This is a genomic window from Microbacterium sp. Z10_103, from assembly GCF_058310455.1.
This window is the reverse complement of sequence record NZ_JBZEGK010000001.1, coordinates 683,618-706,475: the sequence shown is the minus strand read 5'-3', so window position 1 is coordinate 706,475 and position 22,858 is coordinate 683,618. Positions and strand designations below refer to the sequence as shown.

24 protein-coding genes are annotated in these 22,858 nt (G+C 70.0%); 6 read left to right on the top strand and 18 right to left on the bottom strand.

Annotated features, from left to right (window positions below):
• Positions 1-12: 12 nt before the first annotated feature.
• The 6 genes from atpE to prmC all read right to left on the bottom strand — a co-directional run bounded on the left by atpE (position 13) and on the right by prmC (position 4,623).
• Positions 13-261: a F0F1 ATP synthase subunit C gene (gene atpE, locus AC4FS2_RS03200; protein ID WP_491153574.1), complete on the bottom strand. Its 249-nt coding sequence runs from the start codon at positions 259-261 to the stop codon at positions 13-15.
• 46 nt (positions 262-307) lie between these two features.
• A complete protein-coding gene (gene atpB / locus AC4FS2_RS03195) occupies positions 308-1,120 on the bottom strand; it encodes a F0F1 ATP synthase subunit A (RefSeq protein WP_491155666.1) in 813 nt (270 codons plus the stop codon).
• A gap of 130 nt (positions 1,121-1,250) precedes the next feature.
• A complete protein-coding gene (locus AC4FS2_RS03190) occupies positions 1,251-1,721 on the bottom strand; it encodes a Cg1360 family ATP-synthase-associated protein (RefSeq protein WP_491153576.1) in 471 nt (156 codons plus the stop codon).
• A complete protein-coding gene (locus AC4FS2_RS03185) occupies positions 1,718-2,875 on the bottom strand; it encodes an MraY family glycosyltransferase (protein ID WP_491153578.1) in 1,158 nt (385 codons plus the stop codon). Before AC4FS2_RS03185 ends, AC4FS2_RS03190 begins: the two co-directional genes overlap by 4 nt.
• On the bottom strand, positions 2,872-3,588 hold the full coding sequence (locus AC4FS2_RS03180) for an L-threonylcarbamoyladenylate synthase (protein WP_491153580.1): 717 nt from the start codon (positions 3,586-3,588) through the stop codon (positions 2,872-2,874). Before AC4FS2_RS03180 ends, AC4FS2_RS03185 begins: the two co-directional genes overlap by 4 nt.
• A 141-nt stretch (positions 3,589-3,729) precedes the next feature.
• A complete protein-coding gene (prmC, locus tag AC4FS2_RS03175; protein WP_491153582.1) occupies positions 3,730-4,623 on the bottom strand; it encodes a peptide chain release factor N(5)-glutamine methyltransferase in 894 nt (297 codons plus the stop codon).
• 98 nt (positions 4,624-4,721) lie between these two features.
• Here prmC and cysK point away from each other — a divergent pair, with 98 nt between their 5' ends.
• The 3 genes from cysK (at position 4,722) to AC4FS2_RS03160 (ending at position 7,752) form a co-directional block, all read left to right on the top strand.
• A complete protein-coding gene (cysK, locus tag AC4FS2_RS03170) occupies positions 4,722-5,660 on the top strand; it encodes a cysteine synthase A (protein ID WP_491153583.1) in 939 nt (312 codons plus the stop codon).
• Positions 5,661-6,230 carry a serine O-acetyltransferase EpsC gene (epsC, locus tag AC4FS2_RS03165; protein WP_491153585.1) on the top strand — a complete coding sequence of 190 codons (570 nt, stop codon included), beginning with the start codon at positions 5,661-5,663 and terminating at the stop codon, positions 6,228-6,230.
• A 130-nt stretch (positions 6,231-6,360) separates the two neighbouring features.
• The gene (locus AC4FS2_RS03160; RefSeq protein WP_491153587.1) at positions 6,361-7,752 is read left to right on the top strand and encodes an amidase; all 1,392 of its coding nucleotides are present in this window, start codon (positions 6,361-6,363) and stop codon (positions 7,750-7,752) included.
• Between the two features lie 114 nt (positions 7,753-7,866).
• Here the strand turns inward: AC4FS2_RS03160 and prfA are convergent, their stop codons facing one another.
• The 9 genes from prfA to AC4FS2_RS03115 all read right to left on the bottom strand — a co-directional run bounded on the left by prfA (position 7,867) and on the right by AC4FS2_RS03115 (position 20,023).
• Entirely contained in the window at positions 7,867-8,943 is a 1,077-nt protein-coding gene (prfA, locus tag AC4FS2_RS03155) for a peptide chain release factor 1 (protein WP_491155668.1), read from the bottom strand.
• An 18-nt stretch (positions 8,944-8,961) separates the two neighbouring features.
• On the bottom strand, positions 8,962-11,268 hold the full coding sequence (gene rho / locus AC4FS2_RS03150; RefSeq protein WP_491153589.1) for a transcription termination factor Rho: 2,307 nt from the start codon (positions 11,266-11,268) through the stop codon (positions 8,962-8,964).
• 191 nt (positions 11,269-11,459) lie between these two features.
• Positions 11,460-12,371, bottom strand: coding sequence for a homoserine kinase (gene thrB, locus AC4FS2_RS03145; RefSeq protein WP_491153591.1), 912 nt, complete (start codon positions 12,369-12,371; stop codon positions 11,460-11,462).
• Positions 12,368-13,453, bottom strand: a complete 1,086-nt coding sequence (gene thrC / locus AC4FS2_RS03140) for a threonine synthase (RefSeq protein WP_491153593.1) — start codon at positions 13,451-13,453, stop codon at positions 12,368-12,370. The genes thrB and thrC overlap by 4 nt, the downstream gene beginning before the upstream one ends.
• Before the next feature lies 1 nt (position 13,454).
• Positions 13,455-14,840 carry a homoserine dehydrogenase gene (locus AC4FS2_RS03135; RefSeq protein ID WP_491176362.1) on the bottom strand — a complete coding sequence of 462 codons (1,386 nt, stop codon included), beginning with the start codon at positions 14,838-14,840 and terminating at the stop codon, positions 13,455-13,457.
• A complete protein-coding gene (gene lysA, locus AC4FS2_RS03130) occupies positions 14,837-16,282 on the bottom strand; it encodes a diaminopimelate decarboxylase (protein ID WP_491153597.1) in 1,446 nt (481 codons plus the stop codon). The genes AC4FS2_RS03135 and lysA overlap by 4 nt, the downstream gene beginning before the upstream one ends.
• A 184-nt stretch (positions 16,283-16,466) precedes the next feature.
• Positions 16,467-17,273 (bottom strand): LmeA family phospholipid-binding protein, encoded by an 807-nt coding sequence (locus AC4FS2_RS03125; RefSeq protein ID WP_491153598.1) that lies wholly within the window; start codon positions 17,271-17,273, stop codon positions 16,467-16,469.
• 2 nt (positions 17,274-17,275) lie between these two features.
• Positions 17,276-18,958: an arginine--tRNA ligase gene (locus AC4FS2_RS03120; RefSeq protein ID WP_491153599.1), complete on the bottom strand. Its 1,683-nt coding sequence runs from the start codon at positions 18,956-18,958 to the stop codon at positions 17,276-17,278.
• Between the two features lie 252 nt (positions 18,959-19,210).
• Positions 19,211-20,023, bottom strand: a complete 813-nt coding sequence (locus AC4FS2_RS03115) for a transglutaminase-like domain-containing protein (RefSeq protein ID WP_491153601.1) — start codon at positions 20,021-20,023, stop codon at positions 19,211-19,213.
• A gap of 146 nt (positions 20,024-20,169) precedes the next feature.
• Here AC4FS2_RS03115 and AC4FS2_RS03110 point away from each other — a divergent pair, with 146 nt between their 5' ends.
• Positions 20,170-20,997 carry an SGNH/GDSL hydrolase family protein gene (locus AC4FS2_RS03110; protein WP_491153603.1) on the top strand — a complete coding sequence of 276 codons (828 nt, stop codon included), beginning with the start codon at positions 20,170-20,172 and terminating at the stop codon, positions 20,995-20,997.
• 9 nt (positions 20,998-21,006) lie between these two features.
• On the opposite strand, the gene AC4FS2_RS03105 is transcribed toward AC4FS2_RS03110, so the two are convergent.
• The 3 genes from AC4FS2_RS03105 to AC4FS2_RS03095 are packed head-to-tail and all read right to left on the bottom strand — an operon-like array spanning position 21,007 to position 22,063.
• Positions 21,007-21,417: a VOC family protein gene (locus AC4FS2_RS03105; RefSeq protein WP_491153604.1), complete on the bottom strand. Its 411-nt coding sequence runs from the start codon at positions 21,415-21,417 to the stop codon at positions 21,007-21,009.
• Positions 21,418-21,420: 3 nt separating this feature from the next.
• The gene (locus AC4FS2_RS03100; RefSeq protein WP_491153605.1) at positions 21,421-21,867 is read right to left on the bottom strand and encodes a helix-turn-helix transcriptional regulator; all 447 of its coding nucleotides are present in this window, start codon (positions 21,865-21,867) and stop codon (positions 21,421-21,423) included.
• Positions 21,868-21,904: 37 nt separating this feature from the next.
• Positions 21,905-22,063, bottom strand: coding sequence for a hypothetical protein (locus AC4FS2_RS03095; protein WP_491153606.1), 159 nt, complete (start codon positions 22,061-22,063; stop codon positions 21,905-21,907).
• A gap of 156 nt (positions 22,064-22,219) precedes the next feature.
• Between AC4FS2_RS03095 and AC4FS2_RS03090 the strand changes: the two genes are divergently transcribed.
• Both AC4FS2_RS03090 and AC4FS2_RS03085 read left to right on the top strand, forming a co-directional pair.
• Positions 22,220-22,414 (top strand): hypothetical protein, encoded by a 195-nt coding sequence (locus AC4FS2_RS03090; RefSeq protein WP_491153608.1) that lies wholly within the window; start codon positions 22,220-22,222, stop codon positions 22,412-22,414.
• Between the two features lie 104 nt (positions 22,415-22,518).
• Positions 22,519-22,848 carry a hypothetical protein gene (locus AC4FS2_RS03085; protein WP_491153610.1) on the top strand — a complete coding sequence of 110 codons (330 nt, stop codon included), beginning with the start codon at positions 22,519-22,521 and terminating at the stop codon, positions 22,846-22,848.
• The last annotated feature ends 10 nt before the right edge of the window (positions 22,849-22,858 follow it).

Sequence of the window (22,858 nt, the reverse complement as noted above, 5' to 3'; positions counted from 1 at the left end):
GTGGGTGCGGGATCAGAAGCCGAAGATGAAGCCGGTCGCGATACCGATGAACGCGAGGGCCTCGGTGAAGGCGATACCGATGAACATCAGGACCTGCAGGCGGCCGGCGAGCTCGGGCTGGCGAGCAACGCCCTCGATCGTCTTGCCGACGACGATGCCCACGCCGATGGCCGGGCCAATGGCGGCGAGGCCGTAGCCGACGGTCGCGATGGAACCGGAGACATCGACGTTTACAGCGGCGAGAACCGTAGTTGCGTCCACGGGGTGTTTTCCTTTCGGTTGGGTGGCTCGGCGTGCGCCGGGCCGCTCAGTGCTCTTCCGCGACCGCGAGCTGGATGTAGACCGCGGTGAGGATGGCGAAGACGTACGCCTGGAGGAAGGCCACCAGGAGTTCGAAGAGAGTGAAGGCGAGTCCGAACGCGAGGGTTCCCGCGCCCAGAGCCGACCACCAGCCACCGAGACCCACGATGAAGAACTGGGTGGCGGCGAAGAACAGCACCAGCATGAGGTGCCCGACGATCATGTTCATCAGCAGTCGCAGCGTGAGCGTGACCGGCCGGATGATGAAGGTCGAGAGGAACTCGAGCGGGATGATGATGATGTACAGCGGCCACGGCACGCCCGAGGGCATGAGGGAGTTCTTGAAGAACTTCCCCGGGCTCTTGCGGACGCCGGCGTAGATGAAGGTCACGTAGGCGACGGCTGCGAGCAGCAGCGGTACGGCGATGACGCTGGTGCCGGCGATGTTCAGGAACGGGATGACCCCCGTGAGGTTCATGAACAGCACCATGAAGAAGATCGTGGTGAGGATCGGCAGGAACCGGTCGCCGTCCTTGCGGCCGAGCAGGTCGTGCGCGATGTTGACGCGGACGAAGTCCAGGCCCATCTCGACGATGCTCTGGAAGCGGCCGGGAACGAGCTTCATGCGTCGTGTGCCGACGACGAACAGAAGAACGAGCACCGCGGTGGCCAGGAACTGGATGAGGTTGATCCGCGTGATGGCGAAGATCGTGCCCTCGAACAGGAGCGCGTCGGGGAAGAACTCGTTGATCGACGGCGGATGGAACTCCGCGTCAGCGGACGCAACGTTCGCGATCAGGGTCGCAGCTTGAGTGAACAGCGCTGGCTCCAGCTTTGGGGCATCGGTGTGGACCGTTGCGACGATGGTCTGTGAGAGCGCCCAGAGCGCACTCGGGGAGTGGGCGGGCGCGATAGTAACTCTATCAAACTACCGGGCCGCCCGAAGCCGCTCAGGCTCGACGGTCCCCCTCATCGGGGTCAACGGGCAGCGACACGTCGCTCGCGTGCGGAATCCGCATGCGCGCCAGGACGATGACATCCACGATCAGCGAGCCCAGGACGCTCGCCACCAGCGCGACGAAGAAGATCACCGGGTCGACCCAGGGCTGGCCGCGCAGGACGAGCAGCGCGACGATGAACAGCACGAGCTTGACGATCCACCCGCCCAGCACGATCGCGAAGAAGATCGGCACGTAGAGCGGATCGCCGAACCAGCGGTTGGCGATCAGGATGCTCGCGGCCGTCACCGCGGAGAAGAACGCTCCGACGAGGACACCGACCAGGGCGCTGGCGACGCCCTCTCCCCCACCGACGGCGAACCCGACGACGGCTCCGGCCACCGCAAGCACACCCGCGACGATGCCGCCCCACGTGAGGGCTGTACGCAGCACGGGAGTGCTGGAGACGGGACTGGGGCTCATGATGCGGGCTCCTCAAGGGGGGCGGGGCGCGCCGGACGGCGCGAGGGAAGAAGGGTCAAGACCAGGCACGCCGCAACGCCGACCACGCCGAACGCGACGCCGATGAGATAGTCACCGGGCCACTCCTGCTGCGTACCGAGGTACATCAGAAGGAAAGAGAAACTCACCACGGCCGTCCATGAGTAGAAGATCAGCACGGCGCCGCGGTCACTGTGGCCCATGTCGAGCATCCGGTGATGCAGATGCTTGCGGTCGGGCGAGAACGGCGACTTCCCCGCGCGCACCCGCCGCAGAACCGCGAGTCCGAAATCCAGCAGCGGCAGCAGGACGACAACGATGGGCAGGAGGATCGGGATGAAGGCACCGAGCAACTGCGAACGACCGAGTTGTTCCGGATCGAGCACCGCGGGATCGATGACGCCGGTGATCGCGACAGCCGAGGTGGCCATGAGGAGGCCCAGCATGAGCGCACCGGAGTCGCCCATGAAGATCTTCGCGGGGTTCCAGTTGAACGGGAGGAACCCGATGCACGCGCCGATGAGGACCGCGGCGAGGAACGACGCGATGTTGAAGTACGTGCTCGCGCCCGTGTCGCGCAGCAACAGGTAGGAGTAAGCGAAGAACACGCCGTTGGCGATGAGGCACACACCGGCGACCAGCCCGTCCAGGCCGTCGATGAAGTTGACGGCGTTCATCACGATGACGATCGCGAAGACCGTGAGCGTGAAGCTCATCCAGCTGGAGCCCACGGTGAGCCCACCGATGGGCAGCGAGTAGATCTGCAGTTGCCCGAACCACGCGATGATGCCGGCCGCGAGGAACTGCGCGCCGAGCTTGATCATCCAGTCCAGATCCCACAGGTCGTCGGCGACACCGATCAGAACGATCACGAAGGTGGCGGCGAGCACCGCGAGCACCGGACCGGGGTTCGCCCAGATGATCGAGAAGAACGTCTGCTGGCTGGAGAACAGGAAAGCCGCTGCCACGCCGAAGAACATCGCCACCCCGCCCAGGCGCGGGGTCGGGGTCTTGTGCACGTCGCGCTCGCGGATGCCCGGGTAGAGCTTGTACCTCAGACTCAGGCGCAGCACCGCCCACGTCAGGACGAAGGTGACCACAGCGGTGAAGAGCACCAGGATGAGGTACTGCTTCACGCGGCGCCGTCCTCGGACGCGGAGCGGGGCTCGGCCGGCTCCTCCGACGAGTGGCGCTCGAGCAGGTCGCCGAGTACCGCGCGCAGTTGATCGAGAGGCACCGCCCCTTCACGCAGGATGCGGACGGTCGGTTCTTCGCTGCCGACGAGGCGCGTGGCATCCACGATCGTGGAGGCGATGCCGAAGGTGCTGGGCCCGGCGTCGAGGTACACCGAGACGGAGTCGCCGAGCATGTCGCGGGCTTCGTCGATCGTGACGGCCGCGGTGAGGCCCGTGCGGTTCGCGCTGGAGACGGCCAGCGGCCCGGTCTCCTCGAGCAGTTCGAGCGCGATGTGGTGGGCCGGCATCCGTACGGCCACCGTGCCCCGGGTCTCGCCGAGGTCCCACGACAGCGACGGCTGCGACGGGAGCACGATCGTCAGACCGCCCGGCCAGAACTCCTGGACCAGCCGCTCGACCGGCTCGGGCACGTCGGCGACGAGCGCACGGAGAGTAGTGACGCCGGCCACGAGGACGGGCGGGGGCTGCTGGCGTCCGCGGCCCTTGGCAGCCAAGAGCGCCGCTACCGCGCGGGCGTTGAAGGCGTCGGCGGCGACGCCGTACACGGTGTCGGTGGGCAGCACGACGAGTTCGCCGCGGCTCAGCGCCTGGCGTGCGTGGCGCATGCCGGAAAGCAGCTGCGCTTCGTCACGGCAGTCGTAAACAGGTGACATATCGCCGCCCAGTCTACGTGCGGCCTCACTGAGATCAGGTTCGACGCGATCGGTCCGCGCGCCACTCCGGCGGCGCAGGCCGCCGACGGCTGTTACCGCCCTCCACCCTCCGCGGCAGTCGCGGAGATCCGGTGGGGGGAATCAGGGGCGGAGGGCGGTGGTGGCGCGGTCGCGCATCGTCAGGTCGGGATGCGTCGCTGCCGCACGCCATCCGTCGGCGGTGAGGATGTCGCGGATCGCGGCGCCCTGCCACTCGCCGTGCTCGAGCACGATCATCCCGCCCGGGTGCGCGAGCCGGAGTCCCACGTGGCTGAGAACGCGCACGACGTCGAGGCCGTCGGCGCCGCCGTACAGCGCGACGGGCGGGTCGTAGAGGCGCACCTCCGGGTCGCGCGGGATCGCATCATCCGGAACGTACGGCGGGTTGGAGACGACGACCGACACCGTGCCGTCGAGGTCGGGGAATGCCTGCTCGAGATCGACGAGCGCCAGTGACAGGTTGTCGGCACCGCTGCGCCGCACGTTCTCCTCCGCCCAGGCGTAGGCGTCGGCGGACTTCTCTGCGGCGTAGACGCGCGCGTGAGGCACCTCGGTGGCCATCGCGAGAGCGATCGCGCCGCTCCCCGTGCCCAGGTCGACCGCCACCGGCGCCGGTGTCGCCGCAGCCCGGAGCGCATCGATCGCCAGCTGTGCGACCACCTCGGTCTCCGGCCGCGGGACGAACACCCCCGGGCCGACCGCGAGCTCGAGGTGGCGGAACGGGGCGCGACCGGTGAGGTGCTGCAGCGGCACGCGCGCGCAGCGGCGTTCGACCAGGCCCTCGTAGGCCGCGGTGGTGGCAGCATCCACAGCATCACCGCGGATGGCGGCGGCCTGAGCCGCTCCCCGCGACGTCCCCAGCACAGAGGCGGCGAGCAGTTCCGCGTCGACCGCGGGGTCGGGAACACCGGCTGCCGCGAGTCGCTCGGTCGCGGCGCGGACGAGCCCGGACAGGGGCACGTCGGCGGCAGCGGCGGCGGGGATGGGCTCGGGCATGGGCTCTCCCACCCTACGGGCCCCCGTCACAGGGGGGTGCGCCCGGGACGTCGCCGGTAGTCTGGAAGCCACACCCGTTCGACGGCGAAAGGCCCGCCATGCCCGGCATCCACCCCGACATCACCTCCGCGTTCGGCGACACCCCGCTCGTGCGGCTGAACCGCGTCGCCGAGGGGGTGGAGGCGAACATCCTCGCGAAGCTGGAGTTCTACAACCCGGCAGGCAGCGTCAAGGACCGCCTGGGCATCGCCATCGTGGATGCTGCGGAAGCCTCCGGCGACCTGCAGCCGGGCGGCACGATCGTGGAGTCCACGAGCGGCAACACCGGTATCGCCCTGGCGATGGTCGGTGCGGCGCGGGGATACCGCGTCGTTCTCACGATGCCCGCATCCATGTCGAAGGAGCGCCGCCTGCTGCTCAAGGCGTTCGGCGCCGAAGTGCACCTCACCGACCCGACGAAGGGCATGTCGTTCGCGGTGGAGGAGGCCAAGCGCATCGTCGACGAGACTCCGGGCGCGATCTGGGCGCGGCAGTTCGAGAACGAGGCGAACCCCGAGGTCCACCGCAAGACCACCGCCGAGGAGATCCTGCGCGACACCGAAGGCAAGGTCGACTACTTCGTCGCCGGCATCGGCACCGGGGGCACCATCACCGGCGTCGGCCAGGTGCTCAAGGAGCGCGTGCCCGGCGTGAAGGTCGTCGCGGTCGAGCCCGCCGACTCCCCCATCCTCACCAAAGGCCACCCGGGTCCGCACAAGATCCAGGGAATCGGTCCGAACTTCGTCCCGGCCATCCTCGACCGCGACGTGATCGACGAGGTCATCGACGTCGAATTCGACGACGCGATCCGCCTCGCCCGCGACACGGCTACGAAGGACGGCATCCTCGTGGGGATGTCCAGCGGCGCCGCCATCTGGGCAGCGCTGGAGATCGCGAAGCGACCGGAGGCCGCGGGCAAGAACATCGTCGTCATCATCCCGTCGTTCGGCGAGCGGTACCTCTCCACCGCGCTGTACGAACACCTGCGCGAGGACTGAGTGGGCGTCGTCGCACGCCTGCGCGAAGACATCGCCGCGGCCAAACTCCGCGACCCCGCCGCCCGAGGCTCCCTGGAGCTGCTGCTGCTGTACTCGGGGCTGCACGCGGTGTGGGCGTATCGCCTGCACCACCGGCTGTGGCGGCGCGGCTTCCGCTTCGCCGCGCGGTTCGTCTCGCAGGTGACGCGGTTGCTGACCGGCGTGGAGATCCACCCGGGAGCGATCATCGGGCGTCGCTTCTTCATCGACCACGGCATGGGCGTCGTCATCGGCGAAACGGCCGAGATCGGCGACGACGTGCTGATGTACCACGGCGTCACGCTCGGCGGGCGCCAGCGCGAGGGCGGGAAGCGGCATCCCACCCTCGGCCACGGCGTCGCCGTGGGTGCGGGGGCGAAGATCCTCGGCCCCGTGACCATCGGTGACGGTGCGGTCATCGGGGCCAACGCGGTCGTGACGCGGGATGCTCCGGCCGACTCGGTGCTCGTGGGGGTGCCCGCCAAGCCGCGCCCTCGCCGGGCCGGCGAAGACACCCGCGCGGTACTGACCGCGCCCGAGTACTCGATCTGACCGCCGCCCCGCCGCCGTAACTCAGGATGAATCGCCCGAATCAGGCCGGCCGACGGCGGAACGGCCCTGACGGGGGCGGATGTCCTGAGTACGGCTCGGCGCGGCCGCGCGCGTGCGTAGGCTCGGGAGGGTGAGCGCACTGCACGAGCTGTCGGCGATCGAGCTGACCGGGATGCTGCGCCGCGGCGAACTCACGCCGTCCGACGTCGCGGCGTACTACCTCGAACGGATCGCCGCGCACGCCGACCTGGGCGCGTTCGCCGAGGTGACCGCGGATGCCGCGCTGCGGCGTGCTCGTGGCCTCGAGGCAGGGCCGCTGTGGGGCCTGCCGCTCGCCGACAAGGATCTCGTCGCCCGGGCGGGCGTCCCGACGCGATACGGATCGCGGGCACGCGCCGACTTCGTGCCCACCGCATCCGACGCCCTCGCCGTGGCACTGGACGCCGCCGGCGCCGTGAGTCTCGGGAAGACCAGCACGTCGGAGTTCGGGATGACCGGGTACACCGAGCCCCGCACTGCTCCCCCGGCCGTCGACCCCTGGGACCACCGCTTCGGTGCAGGCGGGTCGAGCGGCGGCGCGGCCGTCGCCGTGGCGGCAGGGCTCCTCCCCGTCGCACCGGGCTCGGACGGCGGTGGGTCGATCCGCATCCCCGCGGCCACCGTGGGAGTCGTGGGGCTGAAGCCGTCGCGCGGGCGGCTGCCCATCGGATCGGGGCTGGACTCCCCCGACGGGCTCGCGGTGACCGGGCCCATCGCCCGCACCGTGGCGGATGCGGCCTTCCTCCTCGATGCGCTGTGCGGCCTGGCGCCCTACCCGTTCGCCACCGGCGCGACCGACGCCGCACCGTTCCTCCCCGCCACCGGGGGCGATCCACCGCGCTTGCGCATCGGCATCACGACCGTCTCACCGTGGGATGACGACGTCGACATCACGCTGCACCCCTCGGCACGGCAGGCGTTCGACGTGACCGCTGCCGCCCTCGCGGACATGGGCCACGAGCTGCGGGATGCGGCGTGGCAGCCGCAGGGCTACGGACCGCTCTTCCGGGTCCTGTGGCGCGCGAGCGCCGCGCGCATCCCGCTGACCGAGACCGAGCTCGACCTCGTCGAGCCGATCACGGCGTGGCTCGTCCGCGAGGGACGTGCGCTCCAGGCGCCACGGCTGCTCGGCGCGCTCGCCGACGCTCGCGTGTTCGAGCGGGCAACGATCGCGGCGTTCGCCCCGTTCGACATCGTGCTCACCCCCGCCCTCGCGCTCCCCCCGCGTCTGTTGGGGTGGCACGACGCGAACGACGCCGAGCGAAGCTTCACCCAACAGGTGCAGTACGCGCCCTACAGCAGCTTCGTCAACGTCGCGGGCCTCCCCGCGATCGTGCTGCCGGTGACGCGGGACGAGTCCGGGCACCCCGTGAGCGTGCAGCTCATCGGACGCCCGGGGGGCGAGCGGATGCTCCTGGCCGCGGCCGCCCAACTGGAGCGCTGGCGCGGCGCCCTCCCGCATCCTCCCGCCTGGCTCCCCTGACACCGCGAGACTGCACCCCCGCCACGAGACTGCGGCCGTCGCCGGCGGTTTCGTGGCGCAGATGCAGTCTCGCGGTCCGGAGGCCCGAGGTCCGGAGGCCGGAGGCCCGGAGGGTCAGGAGTCGGAGAGGGCGGAGAGTCGCGCTTCCTCGTCGGCGGCGATCGCCGACTCGATGAGCGGGCCCAGGGCGCCGTCGAGCACCTGGTCGAGGTTGTACGCCTTGTAGCCGGTGCGGTGATCCGCGATGCGGTTCTCCGGGAAGTTGTAGGTGCGGATGCGCTCGGATCGGTCCATGCCGCGGATCTGCGACTTGCGCGCATCCGAGGCCGCCGCATCCCGTTCCTCCTGCTGCTTCGCGAGGAGCCGGGCACGCAGCACGCGCATCCCGGCCTCGCGGTTCTGCAGCTGCGACTTCTCGTTCTGCATCGACACGACGATCCCGGTCGGAAGGTGGGTGATGCGCACGGCCGAGTCGGTCGTGTTCACCGACTGCCCGCCAGGTCCGGACGAGCGGAACACGTCGATCTTGAGGTCGTTCGGATCGATCTGCACCTCTTCGGGCTCATCCACCTCGGGGAAGACGAGCACGCCGGTCGTGGAGGTGTGGATGCGGCCCTGCGACTCGGTCGCCGGCACCCGCTGGACACGGTGGACTCCACCCTCGTACTTGAGGTGGGCCCAGACGCCCTGCGCAGGGTCGTTGGACGAGCCCTTGATCGCGACCTGGACGTCTTTGTAGCCGCCGAGGTCGGACTCGTTGCGCTCCAGCATCTCGGTCTTCCAGCCCCGGGATGCGGCGTACTGCAGGTACATCCGCAGCAGATCGGCGGCGAACAGCGCACTCTCGGCGCCCCCTTCGCCCGACTTGATCTCCATGATCACGTCGCGGGCGTCGTCGGGGTCACGCGGGATCAGCAGACGCCGCAAGCGTTCCTGCGTCGCGGTGACCTGCTCTTCGAGAGACGGCACCTCCTCGGCGAACGCCTCGTCTTCCTTCGCGAGTTCCCGCGCGGCGGTGAGGTCGTCGATCGCCTGCGTCCACGCCTCGTACGCGTGCACGATGCGGTTGAGTTCGGCGTACCGGCGGTTGACCCGCTTGGCGCGCCCCGCATCCGCATGGACCGCAGGGTCGTTCAGTTCGAGCTCGACCGCCTTGTGCTCTTCGAGCAGTCCGCGGACCGACTCGAACATTCCCGAGTCGGACACGGCTCAGCGGATGCTGTTGTCGTGCCCGTGCGCTCCGCCGGCGCCGTGCGCCGGTGCGGGGATCGACTTCTGCATCTGCACGAGGAACTCGACGTTGGACTGCGTCTCCTTGAGCTTGCCCAGCACGACCTCCAGCGCCTGCTGCGGGTCGAGACCGGCCAGGGCGCGGCGAAGCTTCCACGTGATCTTGACCTCGTCGGGCGAGAGGAGCATCTCCTCGCGACGGGTGCTGGATGCGTTGACATCCACGGCGGGGAAGATCCGCTTGTCGGCCAGCTGACGGCTCAGGCGCAGTTCGCTGTTGCCGGTGCCCTTGAACTCCTCGAAGATCACGTCGTCCATCTTGGAGCCGGTCTCCACCAGAGCGGTGGCGAGGATCGTGAGCGATCCGCCGTTCTCGATGTTGCGGGCGGCGCCGAAGAAACGCTTGGGCGGATACAGCGCGGACGCGTCGACACCGCCGGTCAGCACACGACCCGACGTCGGCGCCGTGATGTTGTATGCGCGACCGAGACGGGTGATCGAATCGAGCAGCACGACGACGTCGCGGCCGAGCTCGACCAGGCGCTTGGCGCGCTCGATCGCGAGCTCGGCGACGGTGGTGTGGTCTTCCGCCGGTCGGTCGAACGTCGAGGCGACGACCTCGCCGCGCACGGTGCGCTGCATGTCGGTGACCTCTTCGGGGCGCTCGTCCACGAGGACGACCATGAGGTGCACCTCAGGGTTGTTCTGGGCGATCGCGTTGGCGATCTGCTGCAGGACGATCGTCTTGCCCGCCTTGGGGGGCGCGACGATCAGGCCGCGCTGGCCCTTGCCGATCGGTGCCACGAGGTCGATGATCCGCTGGGTCAGCTTCTCCGGGGCGGTCTCCAGGCGGAGGCGCTCCTGCGGGTACAGCGGGGTGAGGTCGCTGAATTCGGGCCGGGTCGCGGCGTCTTCGACAGAGAGGCCGTTGACCGCGTCGACCTTGACCAGCGCGTTGTACTTCTGACGGCCGGGCTGCTCGCCCTCACGGGGCTGCTTGATGGCACCCACGACGGCATCGCCCTTGCGCAGGTTGTACTTCTTGACCTGGCCCAGCGAGACGTAGACGTCGCTGGGGCCCGGGAGGTAACCGGTGGTGCGGACGAACGCGTAGTTGTCGAGCACGTCGAGGATGCCGGCGATCGGGATGAGGACGTCGTCCTCGTTGATGTCGGTGTCGAACTCGTCGGTGGGGGTCTGCCCGCGGCGCTTGTTGCGCTGGCGGTTGCGGCCGGTGCCCTGCTGCTCGCCGTCGGCTTCGGCCACCGGCTGCCGTTCGGACTGCTGCTGCCGTTCGGACTGCTGCTGCCGCTCGGACTGCTGCTGCCGTTCGGACTGCTGCTGGCGCTCCGGCTGCTGCTGGCGTTCCGGCTGCTGCTGGCGCTCCGACTGCTGCTGCCGCTCGGGCTGGCGCTCCTGCTGCTTATCGGGCTGGTCGCCGTTCGAACCGCCGTTGCGGTTGCGGTTGCGGTTCCGGTTGCGGTTGCGGCTACGACCCGAGGATGCGCCGTCTTCGCCCTGCTCGGACTCGGCCGGAGCCGACTCCACAGACGTCTCGGTCTCGCTCGCGGATTCGGTGCCCACGGCGGGGGCGTCGGTCGGCGCCTCGCTCGCAGGGGCGTCCGCGGCGGATTCCGCCGCGGGCTCGTCGGCGGCAGGGGTCTCGCCAGCAGCATCCGGCGACACCGCGTCGGGCGCGGCCCCGGCGGGGGCGGCGTCGACGGCTGCAACGTCGGTGGGGGCGGCATTCGACGCGGATGCGGCGTCGCCGTCGGGCGCAGCCTCAACGGGCGCGGTGTCGGTAGCCGGCGCCTCGGCGGGCACGTCGCTGCTCTTGGCGCGGCGCGGTGCGCGCTTGCGCGGGGTGCGCGCGGGCTTCTCAGCCGCGGCGGGCGCCTCCTCGGCGGGTGCCTCAACGGCGGGTGCCTCAACCGCGGCGGGCGCCTGCTCGGCCGGCGCAGCGGCCTCGACAGGCGCAGCGGCCTCGGAAACAGGCGCGGCGGCCTCGACAGGTGCATCCTCGGCCGGCGGCGCCACGACGGCGGCGGCATCCTCGGCCGGCGCTGCAGCCTCGACGGGGACTTCCTCGACGGGGACCTCCTCGACCGGGGCATCCTCGGCGGTGGCCGCGGCGGCGTCGACGGGCGCGGACGCCTCGGTCTCAGGCTGCGCCTGCTCAGCGGTGGCCTCATCCGGCGTCTCAACGACGGCGGAGGCGGTGTCTTCGGTGTTCGTCGCGTCGTCCGAAGACGCGTCGACACCCTGGATCTCGGAGATGGACTCCACGAGTACTCCCTTGTGAAACGGATGATTGACCGCACACGACACCGGAGAGGACAGGCATCGACCCTTCGACAAGCTCAGGGTTCCGCTCCGCGATTCGCCGGCCGGAGCGGCCGAGGCGGTTGCGGGTGCGTGCGGTGGTTTTCGCAGAATTGCGACGGGGGCCAGATTCACGTGGTACGTGGAACCCCCCGCTACTCCCTCACTGTACCACCCTTGACGTCGACGGCGAGCATGCGCGCCTCCCACGGGGTGTCGACGAGGGATGCTGCCAATTCGGCCGCTTCGAGGCGGCGGCCCGGTCCGTCCGCGAGCACGAGCACGCTGGGTCCGGCACCGGAGACGACCGCGGCATACCGTTCGGCGCGGAGAGCGCGGACAAGACGATCGGTCTCGGGCATCGCCTGCGCCCGGTAGCTCTGGTGAAGCTTGTCTTCGGTGGCGGCCATCAGCAGCTCGGGGCTCTGGGTGAGCGCGGCGATCAGCAGGGCCGAGCGCGACACGTTGAAGACCGCATCCTCGCGGGGCACCTGCAGCGGCTGCAGACTGCGCGCCACCTTCGTCGACATCGTGAACTCCGGGACGAGCACGAGAGGTGCGACCCCGCGGTGCACGATCAATTGCTTGTGCTGCGGCCCGGTCTCGTCCATCCAGGCGATCGTGAGCCCCCCGAACAGAGCGGGCGCGACGTTGTCGGGGTGTCCCTCGAGCTCGGTGGCCAGGCGCAGGAGCGTCTCGGAGCTGAACTCCACCTCGCCCTCGAGGAGGCCCTTCGCCGCCAGCAGCCCGGTCACAACGGCAGCTCCCGAAGAGCCCATGCCGCGCCCATGGGGGATGACGTTGACCGCCTCCAGGCGCAGCCCGGGAAGCTCGCGCCCGACGGAAGCGTACGCATGGGCCATGGCCCGCACGACCAGGTTGGACCGGTCGCGGGGCACGGATGCGGCACCCTCCCCCGACACCTCTATCTCGAGCGTGTCGCCACCGACCTCGGTGACGACGAGCTCGTCGTAGACGCTCAGGGCGAGCCCGAGCGTGTCGAATCCGGGACCGAGGTTCGCGCTGGTGGCCGGCACGCGCACGAGCACGCGACGCCCTTCGGTCATGCCTGTGCCGCGGGAACGAGGTCGAGGACCGACGCGACCTCACTGGTGGCGGCATCCACGACCGTCGGCTCCACGGTGGAGCCGTCGGCGTTGCGCAGCGCCCACTGCGGATCTTTCAGTCCGTGGCCCGTGACCGTGAGCACGACGCGCGATCCGGCCGGGATGATGCCCGCCTCCACGCGATCGAGGAGGCCGGCGACGCTGATCGCGGATGCCGGTTCGACGAAGATGCCCACTTCGCCGGCGAGGAGCTTCTGTGCGGCGAGGATCCGGTCGTCGTCGATGGCGCCGAAGTACCCGTCGGTGGCTTCACGGGCCTCGATGGCCAGCTCCCACGACGCCGGGTTGCCGATCCGGATGGCGCTGGCCACGGTCTCGGGGTTGCGGACGACCTCGCCCCGCACAAGGGGGGCGCTGCCCGCGGCCTGGAACCCGAACATGCGGGGCACGCGCGTGGACACGCCCCGCTCCGCCTCTTCCCGGTACCCGCGCGAGTAGGCGGTGTAGTTGCCGGCATTGCCGACGGGGATGAAGTGGAAATCCGGGGCGTCGCCGAGTACCTCGACGATCTCGTAGGCCGCGGTCTTCTGACCTTCGATGCGGTCGGGATTGACGGAGTTGACCAGGTGGACCGGGTAGTTGTCCGCGAGTTCGCGGGCGATCTCGAGGCAGTCGTCGAAGTTGCCGCGCACCTGGATGAGGCGACCGTTGTGCGCGACGGCTTGGCTGAGCTTGCCCATGGCGATCTTTCCCTCCGGCACGAGGACGGCGGCGGTGATGCCGGCGTGCGCCGCGTAGGCCGCGGCCGATGCCGAGGTGTTTCCCGTCGAGGCGCAGATGACGGCCTTCGCGCCGTGCTCGACCGCGCGGGAGAGGGCCACGGTCATCCCGCGGTCCTTGAAGGAGCCGGTGGGATTCATGCCCTCGTACTTCACCCACACGTCCGTGCCCGTGCGGCGCGAGAGTGCGGGAGCAGGCAGGAGCGGCGTGCCGCCCTCACCCAGGGTCACCACGGTGGATGCGTCGGTGACGCCCAGCCGGTCGGCGTATTCGCGGAGCACTCCGCGCCAGACGTGTGCCATGTCAGTCTCCTTCCACGCGCAGAACAGAGACGACGCGTTCGACGACGCCGCTTTCCGCTAGGCGCGTCACGGTCTCGCTGAGGTCTTGTTCGCGTGCTTCGTGGGTCCCGATGACCAGCCGTGCCATCGGGATGGCGCCGGCCACCCCTCCGGCGGCTGACCCGGCGGTGTGGTCGGCCGCTGAGCCCGAGGGGTCGGTAGCGGAGCCGGGAGAAGGGGCGATCACGGTCTGCTCGACGGTTGCGATCGAGACGCGTCCGTCGCTGAGGATGCCGGCGATGGTTGCCAGCACGCCGGGTCGGTCATCGACCTCGAGCGTGATCTGGTAGCGCGTGATGACGTGCCCGATCGACACGATCGGGAGATTCGCGCGCGTGGACTCGGCGACGCCCACGCCGCCGGCGATGTGCCGGCGAGCAGCGGAGACGACGTCGCCGAGCACGGCGGAGGCGGTCTGCACGCCGCCGGCGCCGGCGCCGTAGAACATCAGGTTCCCCGCGGCCTCGGCCTGGACGAAGACGGCGTTGTGCGCACCGTGCACGCTGGCCAGGGGGTGGGCGCGGTCGACGAGGGCCGGGTACACGCGTACCGAGATCGACTCGGCACCGTCGTCGTCGCTGACCCGCTCGCAGACGGCCAGGAGCTTGATGACGTAGCCGGCGTGCCGCGCGGCCTCGATCATGCCCTTGTCGATCGAGGTGATGCCCTCGCGGTGCACCTTCTCCAGCGGCACCGTGGTGTGGAACGCCAAGCTCGCCAGAATCGCCGCCTTCTGGGCCGCGTCGTAACCCTCGACGTCGGCGGTCGGATCCGACTCGGCGTAACCGAGGGCCTGCGCCTGCGCCAGCACGTCGGAGAACTCGGCGCCTTCCGCATCCATCCGGTCGAGAATGTAGTTCGTGGTGCCGTTGACGATGCCCATGATCCGCTGCACGCGGTCGCCGGCGAGCGAGTCGCGCAGGGGCCGGATGATGGGGATCGCGCCCGCGGCGGCGGCTTCGTAATAGACCTGGGCACCCACCTGGTCGGCGGCCTCGAAGATCTCGGGGCCGTGCGTGGCCAGGAGCGCCTTGTTGGCCGTCACGATGTCGGCCCCGGCGTTGATCGCCTGCAGGAGGAGCGTACGCGCGGGCTCGATGCCACCGATGAGCTCGATCACGATGTCGGATCCGACGAGCAGCGGCTCGGGGTCGGTCGTGAAGAGTTCACGAGGCAGGTCGGTGTCACGGGCGGCGTCGAGGTCGCGGACGGCGATCCCCACGAGCTCGAGGGTGGCTCCGGCGCGGTCGGCGAGCTCGTCGCTGTGCTTGAGAAGCAGCGCGGCGACCTGCGATCCCACGGCGCCGGCGCCTAGGAGAGCGACGCGCAGACGGCGGTAGTCGGTCACTTCGTCTCGCTCCGCTCGCTCAGTACAGGCATGCTCTTCCCTTCGTTGTGCCCCACGCCCAGGTCGCGGGCCAGGAGGTCGGCGACGGTCTCCCGCCGCACGAGGACGCGCGCTGAGCCGTCGCGGACGGCGACGACCGGTGGGCGTGGCGTGTAGTTGTAGGTGCTCGCGAGCGAGAAGCAGTAGGCACCGGTGGCGGGGACGGCGAGTAGATCGCCCGGAGTGACGTCACCGGGGAGGTACTCGGCATCCACCACGATGTCGCCGGATTCGCAATGGTGTCCGACGACGCGCACGAGCGCGGGATCCGCGTCGCTCGTGCGAGCGGCCAGACGCGCGGAATACTGCGCCCCATAGAGGGCGGTCCGGACGTTGTCGCTCATGCCGCCGTCGACGCTGACATACAGGCGCGTGACGTCTTCGGTCACCTGAACCGGCTTGACCGTGCCGACCTCGTAGAGCGTGATGCCCGCCTGCCCGACGATCGCGCGTCCCGGCTCGAAGGCGAGCTCGGGGAGCGGGATGCCGCGGACGGCGCATTCGTCGGCAACCGCATCCACGATGCCTGCCGCGATGTCTTCGAGCGGGCGCGGGTCATCGGCCGAGGTGTAGGCGATTCCGAATCCACCGCCGAGGTTGAGCAGAGGGATGTCGCCGCCCTCGAGGAGATCGTTGTGCAGGTCTACGAGCCGGGCCGCCGAGGCGCGGAATCCGTCGGCGTCGAAGATCTGAGACCCGATGTGGGCGTGGAGGCCGAGGAACTCCAGTCCGGAGAGTTCGCGGATGCGCGCGACCGCGGTCGGCACGTCGTCCACGGAGAAGCCGAACTTCTGGTCTTCGTGGGCGGTGGCGAGGAACGCGTGGGTCTCGGCATGCACGCCGGTGCGCACGCGGACGAGCACCGGCTGGACCGCACCGCGGCGCTCGGCGACGGCCGAGAGGCGCTCGATCTCGATGTCGCTGTCGACGATCACGGTGCCCACGCCCACCTCGACCGCTCGCTCCAGAGCGGCGGAGGACTTGTTGTTCCCGTGGAACCCCAGCAACGCGGGGTCGATTCCTGCGGCGAGGGCGATCTCGAGTTCCCCGGGGCTGCAGACATCCACGCGCAGACCCTCTTCGGCGACCCAGCGGACGACATCGGCGGTCAGCAGCGCCTTACCGGCGTAGTACACCCGGGCGTCGCCGCCGTGCCGGGCAGCGGCACTGCGGAACGCGTCGAGCGCACGCCGCGCGTGGGCGCGCACGTCGGCCTCGTCGAGCACGTACAACGGCGTGCCGTACTCCGCGGCCAGCTGCCGGGCAGAGACCCCGCCGATGTGCAGCGCACCGGCGTCGTCGCGGTGCGCGGAGGCGGGCCAGATGGCGGGGGCGATGGAGTTGGCGTCGGCCGGCACGCGGAGCCACTCGGGCACCAGGGGGGTGGAGAGCGAGGCGGACACGGGCAGACCAATCGGGTGGATGCGGCAGTGCGAGCGGCCGCGGGAGGCAGCGTCCGCCGGGCGGAGAGGCTCACGCCAGGCGGTGATTGCAGTCTAGCGGGCCGCCCGCGCCGCACCGGACCCGCTCACTCGCGTGAATCAGCGGCTATCCGGGCCGGAACAGCCGCCGATTCCGGCAACTCGATCAGGGGCAGGCACCGGGCTGGCGCAGATCCGGGTCGATGACGACCGCGCCGTCGATGTCGAACGTCGCCACGACCGAGTCGCCTTCGGCCGCGGCGGACGTCAGGGTGAGGGCGGCCGGCAGATGCTCCGCGATGCACACGCTCCACTCGCGCAGCACCGTGTCGGCGAGGCCGCCGAACTGCGAGCGCAGGGCCTCGGCGGTCACGTCGGCGCTGCCGAGCTGGAAGGCCGCAGGAGCGAGGGTGAGGTTCCCGCCGGCCGCACCCGGCTGGAGGGCGACGCCCAGAGGGACGGATGCTCCGAACACCGACAACTCCGTCGTGATGGTGACGTTCGGAGCGGCGATGCCGACGGAGTCGGCCGGAAAGCCATCGATCGTGCCGAGCAACGCCTGCAGCTGGGCCTCATCCAGGCGCACGGTGGCCGAACCCGGACCCGCCGCCGCGTCCGCACTCACGGGCACATCGGTGAGGTTCACCCGGACGTCCCCGCTGACGGGGCCGAAGGCGACGTCCGGCGACGCGACGGAGATCTCGTTCAGGCGGCCGGACAGGAGCTGGGGCAGCACGAGGCCCGGCACCTCGACGTCGACCGGCTGGTCGGCGGGGAGTTCGAGCTGCGTCAGGATAAGTTGACGCACGCCCGCTTTCACCGCACCGCGGGCCAGCGCCTCCGCGCCCACCGCGGCACCGAGGATGAGCGCGAGCACGATGAGCAGCGTCACGACCCATGGCCACCTCCGCCGCGACCGCGGAGCGGGCTCGGTCTCGGCAAAGCCGAACGGCACGGTGGCGCGGTCGGTCATCGCTACATCCGCTCGGGTGCGCCGACGCCCAGGAGGTCCAGGCCGTTACGCAGGACCTGCCCCGTGGCGTCGTTGAGCCAGCGGCGCGTGCGATGCAGAGGTTGGACCGGCTCGTCGCCCAGAGGGATGACGCGGCAGTTGTCGTACCACCGGTGGTACAGACCGGCGAGCTCTTCGAGGTAGCGCGCCACCCGATGCGGCTCGCGGACCTGAGCGGCGAAAGCGACCGTACGCGGGAACTCCTGCAACGCGCCCAGAAGCGCCGACTCGGTCTCGTGGGACAGCAGTTCCGGTGCGAACTCGGACCGGTCCACCCCGGAGGCCTCAGCGTTGCGCGCCACGTTATGCGTCCGGGCGTGTGCGTACTGCACGTAGAAGACCGGGTTGTCATTCGTGCGCTTCTGCAAGATCTCGGGATCAAGGGTCAGTGGCGAATCGGCAGGGAACCGAGCGAGCGAATAGCGCAGCGCATCCGTTCCCAGCCAGGTCCGCAGATCGTCCAGCTCGATGATGTTTCCGGCGCGCTTGGACAGGCGCGCACCGTTGATCGACACGAGCTGGCCGATGAGCACCTCGATGTCCCTGTCCGGGTCGTCCCCGGCCGCGCCGGCGAGCGCCTTGAGACGGTGCACGTAGCCGTGATGGTCGGCCCCGAGGAGGTAGATCTTGTGCGCGAAGCCGCGGTCACCCTTATTGAGGTAGTACGCGGCGTCGGCGGCGAAATAGGTGTACACGCCGTTGGCGCGGCGGATGACGCGGTCTTTGTCGTCGCCGAAGTCGGTCGTCCGCACCCACACGGCGCCATCTTCGTCGAACACGTGCCCCTGTTCGCGCAGGCGGTCCACGGCCTCGTCGACGAGGCTCGGCCCGCCGCTGGGCGGCACGGCGTGCAGTGTGCGCTCGGAGAACCAGACGTCGAAGTGCACGTTGAAAGCCGCGAGCGAGGCTTGGATCTCGCCGAGCTGCAGGGCGTAGGCGAGTTCTGTCGTGAAGGCCAGCTGGTCATCGTAGGCCGCCCCGAGCACGCCGCCCGGCTCGCCGTCGAAGGGCGCTTCACGCACCCGCTCGGCGAGCGCCTGGATGTACTCGCCTGCGTAGCCGCCTTCAGGGGTCGGCTCCCCCCGTACCGCGGCGAGCACCGAGCGGCCGAACCGCTCCATCTGCGCCCCGGCGTCGTTGATGTAGAACTCCCGCGCGAGAGTGGCACCGCTGGCCAACAGGAGGCGAGCGATGGCGTCGCCGAGCGCCGCCCACCGGGTGTGCCCGATGTGCAGGGGGCCGGTCGGGTTGGCGGAGACGAACTCGAGGTTGATCGTGTTACCGCGCTGCGAGTCGTTCGTGCCGAACGCGGCACCCGCGTCGACGATGATTTTCGCGAGGGCGCCGGCGGCCGCGGCATCCAGGCGGATGTTGATGAACCCGGGACCGGCGACCTCGACGCTCGCGATGCCGTCGACGACGGCGAGCCCGTCGGCGATCTCGGCGGCCAGCTCCCGCGGGTTGGCCCCCACCGCCTTGGCGAGCTTCAGGGCGGCGTTGGAGGACCAGTCGCCGTGGTCGCGGTTCTTCGGGCGTTCCAGCGGAAGGTCGGCGGCGCTCAGACCCTCGGACGAGCCCTGTCGTCGAGCCTCCGCGATCGGCGTCACGACGGCGAGCAAGGCGGCGGAGAGGGCTTCGGGATCCATAGCCTTCTCATCCTACGTTCGCACCAGCGGTCCCATTCCGACGAACGTGTGCGTCGCGGTGCCGGTGCGCAGAGCCGGGCGGGGAGGTGAGCGGTCCGCCGGTCCCCCGACAGCGGACCGCCCTGTTCCCCCCTCGGTCGGTGAAGACCGATGACCAAAGGCTGTCAGGCGACCCGCAACGAAAGCGCAAGGCCAGCGCAAGACAATCGCAAGAATCCCCCAGCCCGGCCGGTCACCCGGCAGGCACGGCGGTCACGCCATCTGGATGAAGGTGGAGTGATCGTCGAGGGCGGGAGGCGCGGGCGTCGTCCCGGCCGGGATCCGTGCATCGATGAGCATCCGCTCCAGCCCCACGTTGCCGCCGTGATAACTGAGGAAGGCGCAGTCCGCGGCATCCCTGCCCGTCGCGATCCGCACGAGCGATCGCCGGTCGGCCAGCCGGGTGGCGTCGATCACATACCACTCCCCCTCGAGGTAGGCCTCGGCAACGGCGTGGAAGTCCATCGGCTCCAAGCCGGGGGCGTAGCAGGCGGTGTAGCGGGCCGGCACGTCCAGAGCGCGAAGCAAGGCGATGACGAGGTGCGCGTAGTCGCGGCAGACCCCCTGACCCGTTCTCAGCGTGGTCACGGCACTGTCGGTACCGAGGCTGAGCCCTGGCGTGTACGTCACCGCCGAGGCGACGAACGAGGACACCGCCGCCGCCAGCTCGAACCCGTGCATGCCGCGGAACTCCCTCCGCGCCTGCGCGAACACCTCGTCGGACTGGCAGTACCGGCTCGGACGCAGGTAGGTGATCGTCTCAAGATCACTGGATGGTCGGGTCACGGCGGGGCCCGTCACGACCGCGGTGTACCGGACCTGGAGGACACCGGCCTCCCCCGTGAAGCGGTGCAGGCGGCTCCCCGAGGCATCCACGATCTCCGCCGCGCTATACCGGTGGTCCCCGCGCTCGAAGGTCAGATCTTCGCTCTCCACCGCGGCGCCGCGAGCGGCGGTGATCTGGAAGATGAGGTCGACCGGAGAGCTCAGGACGAGGTCGAGTTCTGCGGTCACGAGGCGCTGCACCGAGCAATCCTCGCACGCATCCGGATCCCCCGAATCGGGCGCGTCAGCCGTCCGGAAACCGCGTCGAGAGGCCGAGTCGACACCGGCCGGAAACGGGTTCTGCCCCAGACGCCCGCACAGGGCGCGCGGTGCCCTAGGCTCTGCCCGTGACCCCGCCCGAGCAGCCACGGCTGCGTCGCCCTCGATGGCCGCTCATCGCGCTCGCGGTCGCGGTCGCGGCGGTGTGCGCGTTGGCAGGCTGGCGACCCTGGGTGCAGCCGAACATGGTCGTGGCTGCCAGCGGTGTGTCGGCGCCGGTACTCACTCCCGCCGCGCTCTCGCTCCCCGATGAGCCGCGGGTGCTGATCTTCGGCGATTCGTGGACGTACGGTTCCGCCGCGACCGACCCCACGCTCGGGTACGCCTACGTACTGGGCAGCGCGATGGGCTGGGATGTCGTCGTGGACGGCGTGCGGGGAAGCGGCTACCTCAAACCCGGGTGGGACGGCGGGTCGTTCGGCGAACGCATCGCCGCGCTCGACCCCGCGCTCGATCCCGACCTGGTTCTCGTCGAGGGCTCGATCAACGATCGCCGGCTGCCCGCCGAGGGATATCGCGAGGCCGTCTCGGCGGCGTGGGACACGCTCTCGGGCATCTACCCCGACGCGGCGATCGTGATCCTCGGCCCGGCACCGCAGGTGCTGCCGGTGGAGCCGGCGACAGCGCGCATCGACGCCGATCTTGCCTCGCTCGCCGGCGAGCGCGGGTGGTGGTACATCTCGCCGATCGCCGACGAGTGGATCACGAGTGTGAACTACCTCACGGTCATCGACACCAGCGACATCGGGCGCGACCACCCGTCGACCGGCGGGCACGCATATCTGGCAGAGCGGGTCGCGGATGCCCTCGCCCGTCTGTCAGCGCCGAGCGAGGTCGTAGCCGATGGCCCGGCGGGGTCGACCTCGGGCGGCGTGCTGGAGCCCGGCGACCGCTGACGGCCGCGCTCAGCCGGCCTGCTGCATCCGGATCATGTTCCCCGCCGGGTCGCGGAACGCGCAATCACGCACGCCGTAGGGCTGATCCGTCGGCTCCTGGACGACCTCGGCGCCCGTCGCCTCGATCGCTGCGAACGCCGCGTCCACGTCGGGCGTCGCGAGGTTGACACCGAAGTAGCTGCCCTTGGCGATGAGTTCGAGCAGCATCCGCTGCTCGTCGTCGGTGAGGCCCGGCGTGGCGGTCGGCGGATGAAGCACGATGCCGGTGTCGGGCTGGCCTGCGGGACCGACGGTGATCCACCGCATCCCCTCATATCCGACGTCATTGCGGATCTCGAAGCCGAGCACGTCGCGATAGAAGGCGAGCGATGCATCGGGATCGGTGTGCGGGAGGAAAGAGGTGTGAATCGTGATGTCCATGCCTCACGGTAGGCGCGAGTCGGCACTCACCGCTTCTCGATTCCTGACCGGTCGGGTCACCTGCTTGGCGGTACACGCCGGCATCCCGAGGGTGGCGCGAGCGGCCCGGTCCCGGTAGGCGCTCGGGGGCATGCCCACCAGCTCGCTGAACCGTGTGCTGAAGGTACCGAGCGAGGAGAACCCCACGGCGAAGCACGCCTCGGTGACGCTCAGATCGCCACGCCGCAGCAAGGCCATGGCGCGTTCGATGCGCCGCGTCATGAGGTAGGCGTACGGCGACTCACCGAACGCGGCGCGAAAAGCACGACTAAGGTGCCCGGCGGACATGTGCACGCCGCGCGCGAGCCCCTCCACGTTGAGCGGCTGGGCATACTCCCGGTCGATGCGGTCCCGCACCCGGCGGAGCAGCGCGAGGTCACGCGCGCGATCGGGGGGCAGCACACCGGCCATATCCCGATCGTGCCAGAGGCCTCGTCCGAGGGCGAGGTCAGGTCTGGCGACGGATGTAGCGCATCAGCCACGCGATGACCGCGAGGATCAGGATCACGGCGCCCACCCAGAGCAGGAACTTCACCGCCTCCACGAAAATGCCCAGGAGAAGCAGAACGATGCCGACGATGAGAAGGATGACTGCGAGTCCGGCCATGCATCCACAATGCTCAGTCGCCCGCGGGCGTTCCAGGGGTTGACACCGCATCACACCGACAGGGTTGTCCGGGCGTACACCTGAGGCCGCACCACATCAAGCCCGCACGGCGGGTGGGCGGCGCGGCGTAGCTTGGCTGGCGACAAGGAGGCGCTCATGTCTGATAACACCCCTCTGCCGCCGGCGGTGCCCGGCGACGACGAGTCCGTGGGCCAGGAGAACGACACGGGCTCCGGCGACGAGGACGCTCCGACCGGGGGTGACGAGCTGACCGAAGACAATCTCCAGGCCGACAACGCGGTGGAGGAGGACATGCTGCGCGCCCTCGATCCCGGGGCCCCATCCGCCTGAATCCGCCCGGCGGGTCGCGTGTACCTCACATCCCTGAATGCTAGGCTGCCTAGTATTCCGTGTGTCGAACGACCATCCTCGACCACGTGTGGAGAGGAATTCCGATGCCCAACCTCACGGCCGTTTCGCTGGCCCCTGTCGACTGGCGTGAGGTCGAGCCCGGATTCCACATCGCGTCGCGCGGGGGGGAGTTCGCGGGCTTCGTCGAGGCCACGTCGGACGGCTCGCATGTCGCGTTCGATGAGTTCTCCACCCCGATCGGCCGCTTCCCGGATCTCCGCGCCGCGCGGAGTTCGCTCTCCACCACCGCGTCGCCCACCAACGAGCGACGCCGCGCCCGGCTCCGCCGCATCCGACAGACCGCTGCCGCCGTGGCCGGTGGCGTCGCGGGGACGCTGGCGCTGACCGCAGGAGTCCTCGCGCCCTACCTCTGATGAGTCACTG

Coding starts and splice junctions, on each gene's coding strand:
- AC4FS2_RS03190 (WP_491153576.1), bottom strand. CDS start 1,721: ATGAGCCCCAGTCCCGTCTCCAGCACTCCCGTGCTGCGTACAGCCCTC.
- AC4FS2_RS03180 (WP_491153580.1), bottom strand. CDS start 3,588: ATGTCACCTGTTTACGACTGCCGTGACGAAGCGCAGCTGCTTTCCGGC.
- prmC (WP_491153582.1), bottom strand. CDS start 4,623: ATGCCCGAGCCCATCCCCGCCGCCGCTGCCGCCGACGTGCCCCTGTCC.
- cysK (WP_491153583.1), top strand. CDS start 4,722: ATGCCCGGCATCCACCCCGACATCACCTCCGCGTTCGGCGACACCCCG.
- prfA (WP_491155668.1), bottom strand. CDS start 8,943: ATGTTCGAGTCGGTCCGCGGACTGCTCGAAGAGCACAAGGCGGTCGAG.
- thrB (WP_491153591.1), bottom strand. CDS start 12,371: ATGACCGAAGGGCGTCGCGTGCTCGTGCGCGTGCCGGCCACCAGCGCG.
- thrC (WP_491153593.1), bottom strand. CDS start 13,453: ATGGCACACGTCTGGCGCGGAGTGCTCCGCGAATACGCCGACCGGCTG.
- AC4FS2_RS03125 (WP_491153598.1), bottom strand. CDS start 17,273: ATGACCGACCGCGCCACCGTGCCGTTCGGCTTTGCCGAGACCGAGCCC.
- AC4FS2_RS03120 (WP_491153599.1), bottom strand. CDS start 18,958: ATGGATCCCGAAGCCCTCTCCGCCGCCTTGCTCGCCGTCGTGACGCCG.
- AC4FS2_RS03105 (WP_491153604.1), bottom strand. CDS start 21,417: ATGGACATCACGATTCACACCTCTTTCCTCCCGCACACCGATCCCGAT.
- AC4FS2_RS03100 (WP_491153605.1), bottom strand. CDS start 21,867: ATGGCCGGTGTGCTGCCCCCCGATCGCGCGCGTGACCTCGCGCTGCTC.
- AC4FS2_RS03095 (WP_491153606.1), bottom strand. CDS start 22,063: ATGGCCGGACTCGCAGTCATCCTTCTCATCGTCGGCATCGTTCTGCTT.
- AC4FS2_RS03090 (WP_491153608.1), top strand. CDS start 22,220: ATGTCTGATAACACCCCTCTGCCGCCGGCGGTGCCCGGCGACGACGAG.
- AC4FS2_RS03085 (WP_491153610.1), top strand. CDS start 22,519: ATGCCCAACCTCACGGCCGTTTCGCTGGCCCCTGTCGACTGGCGTGAG.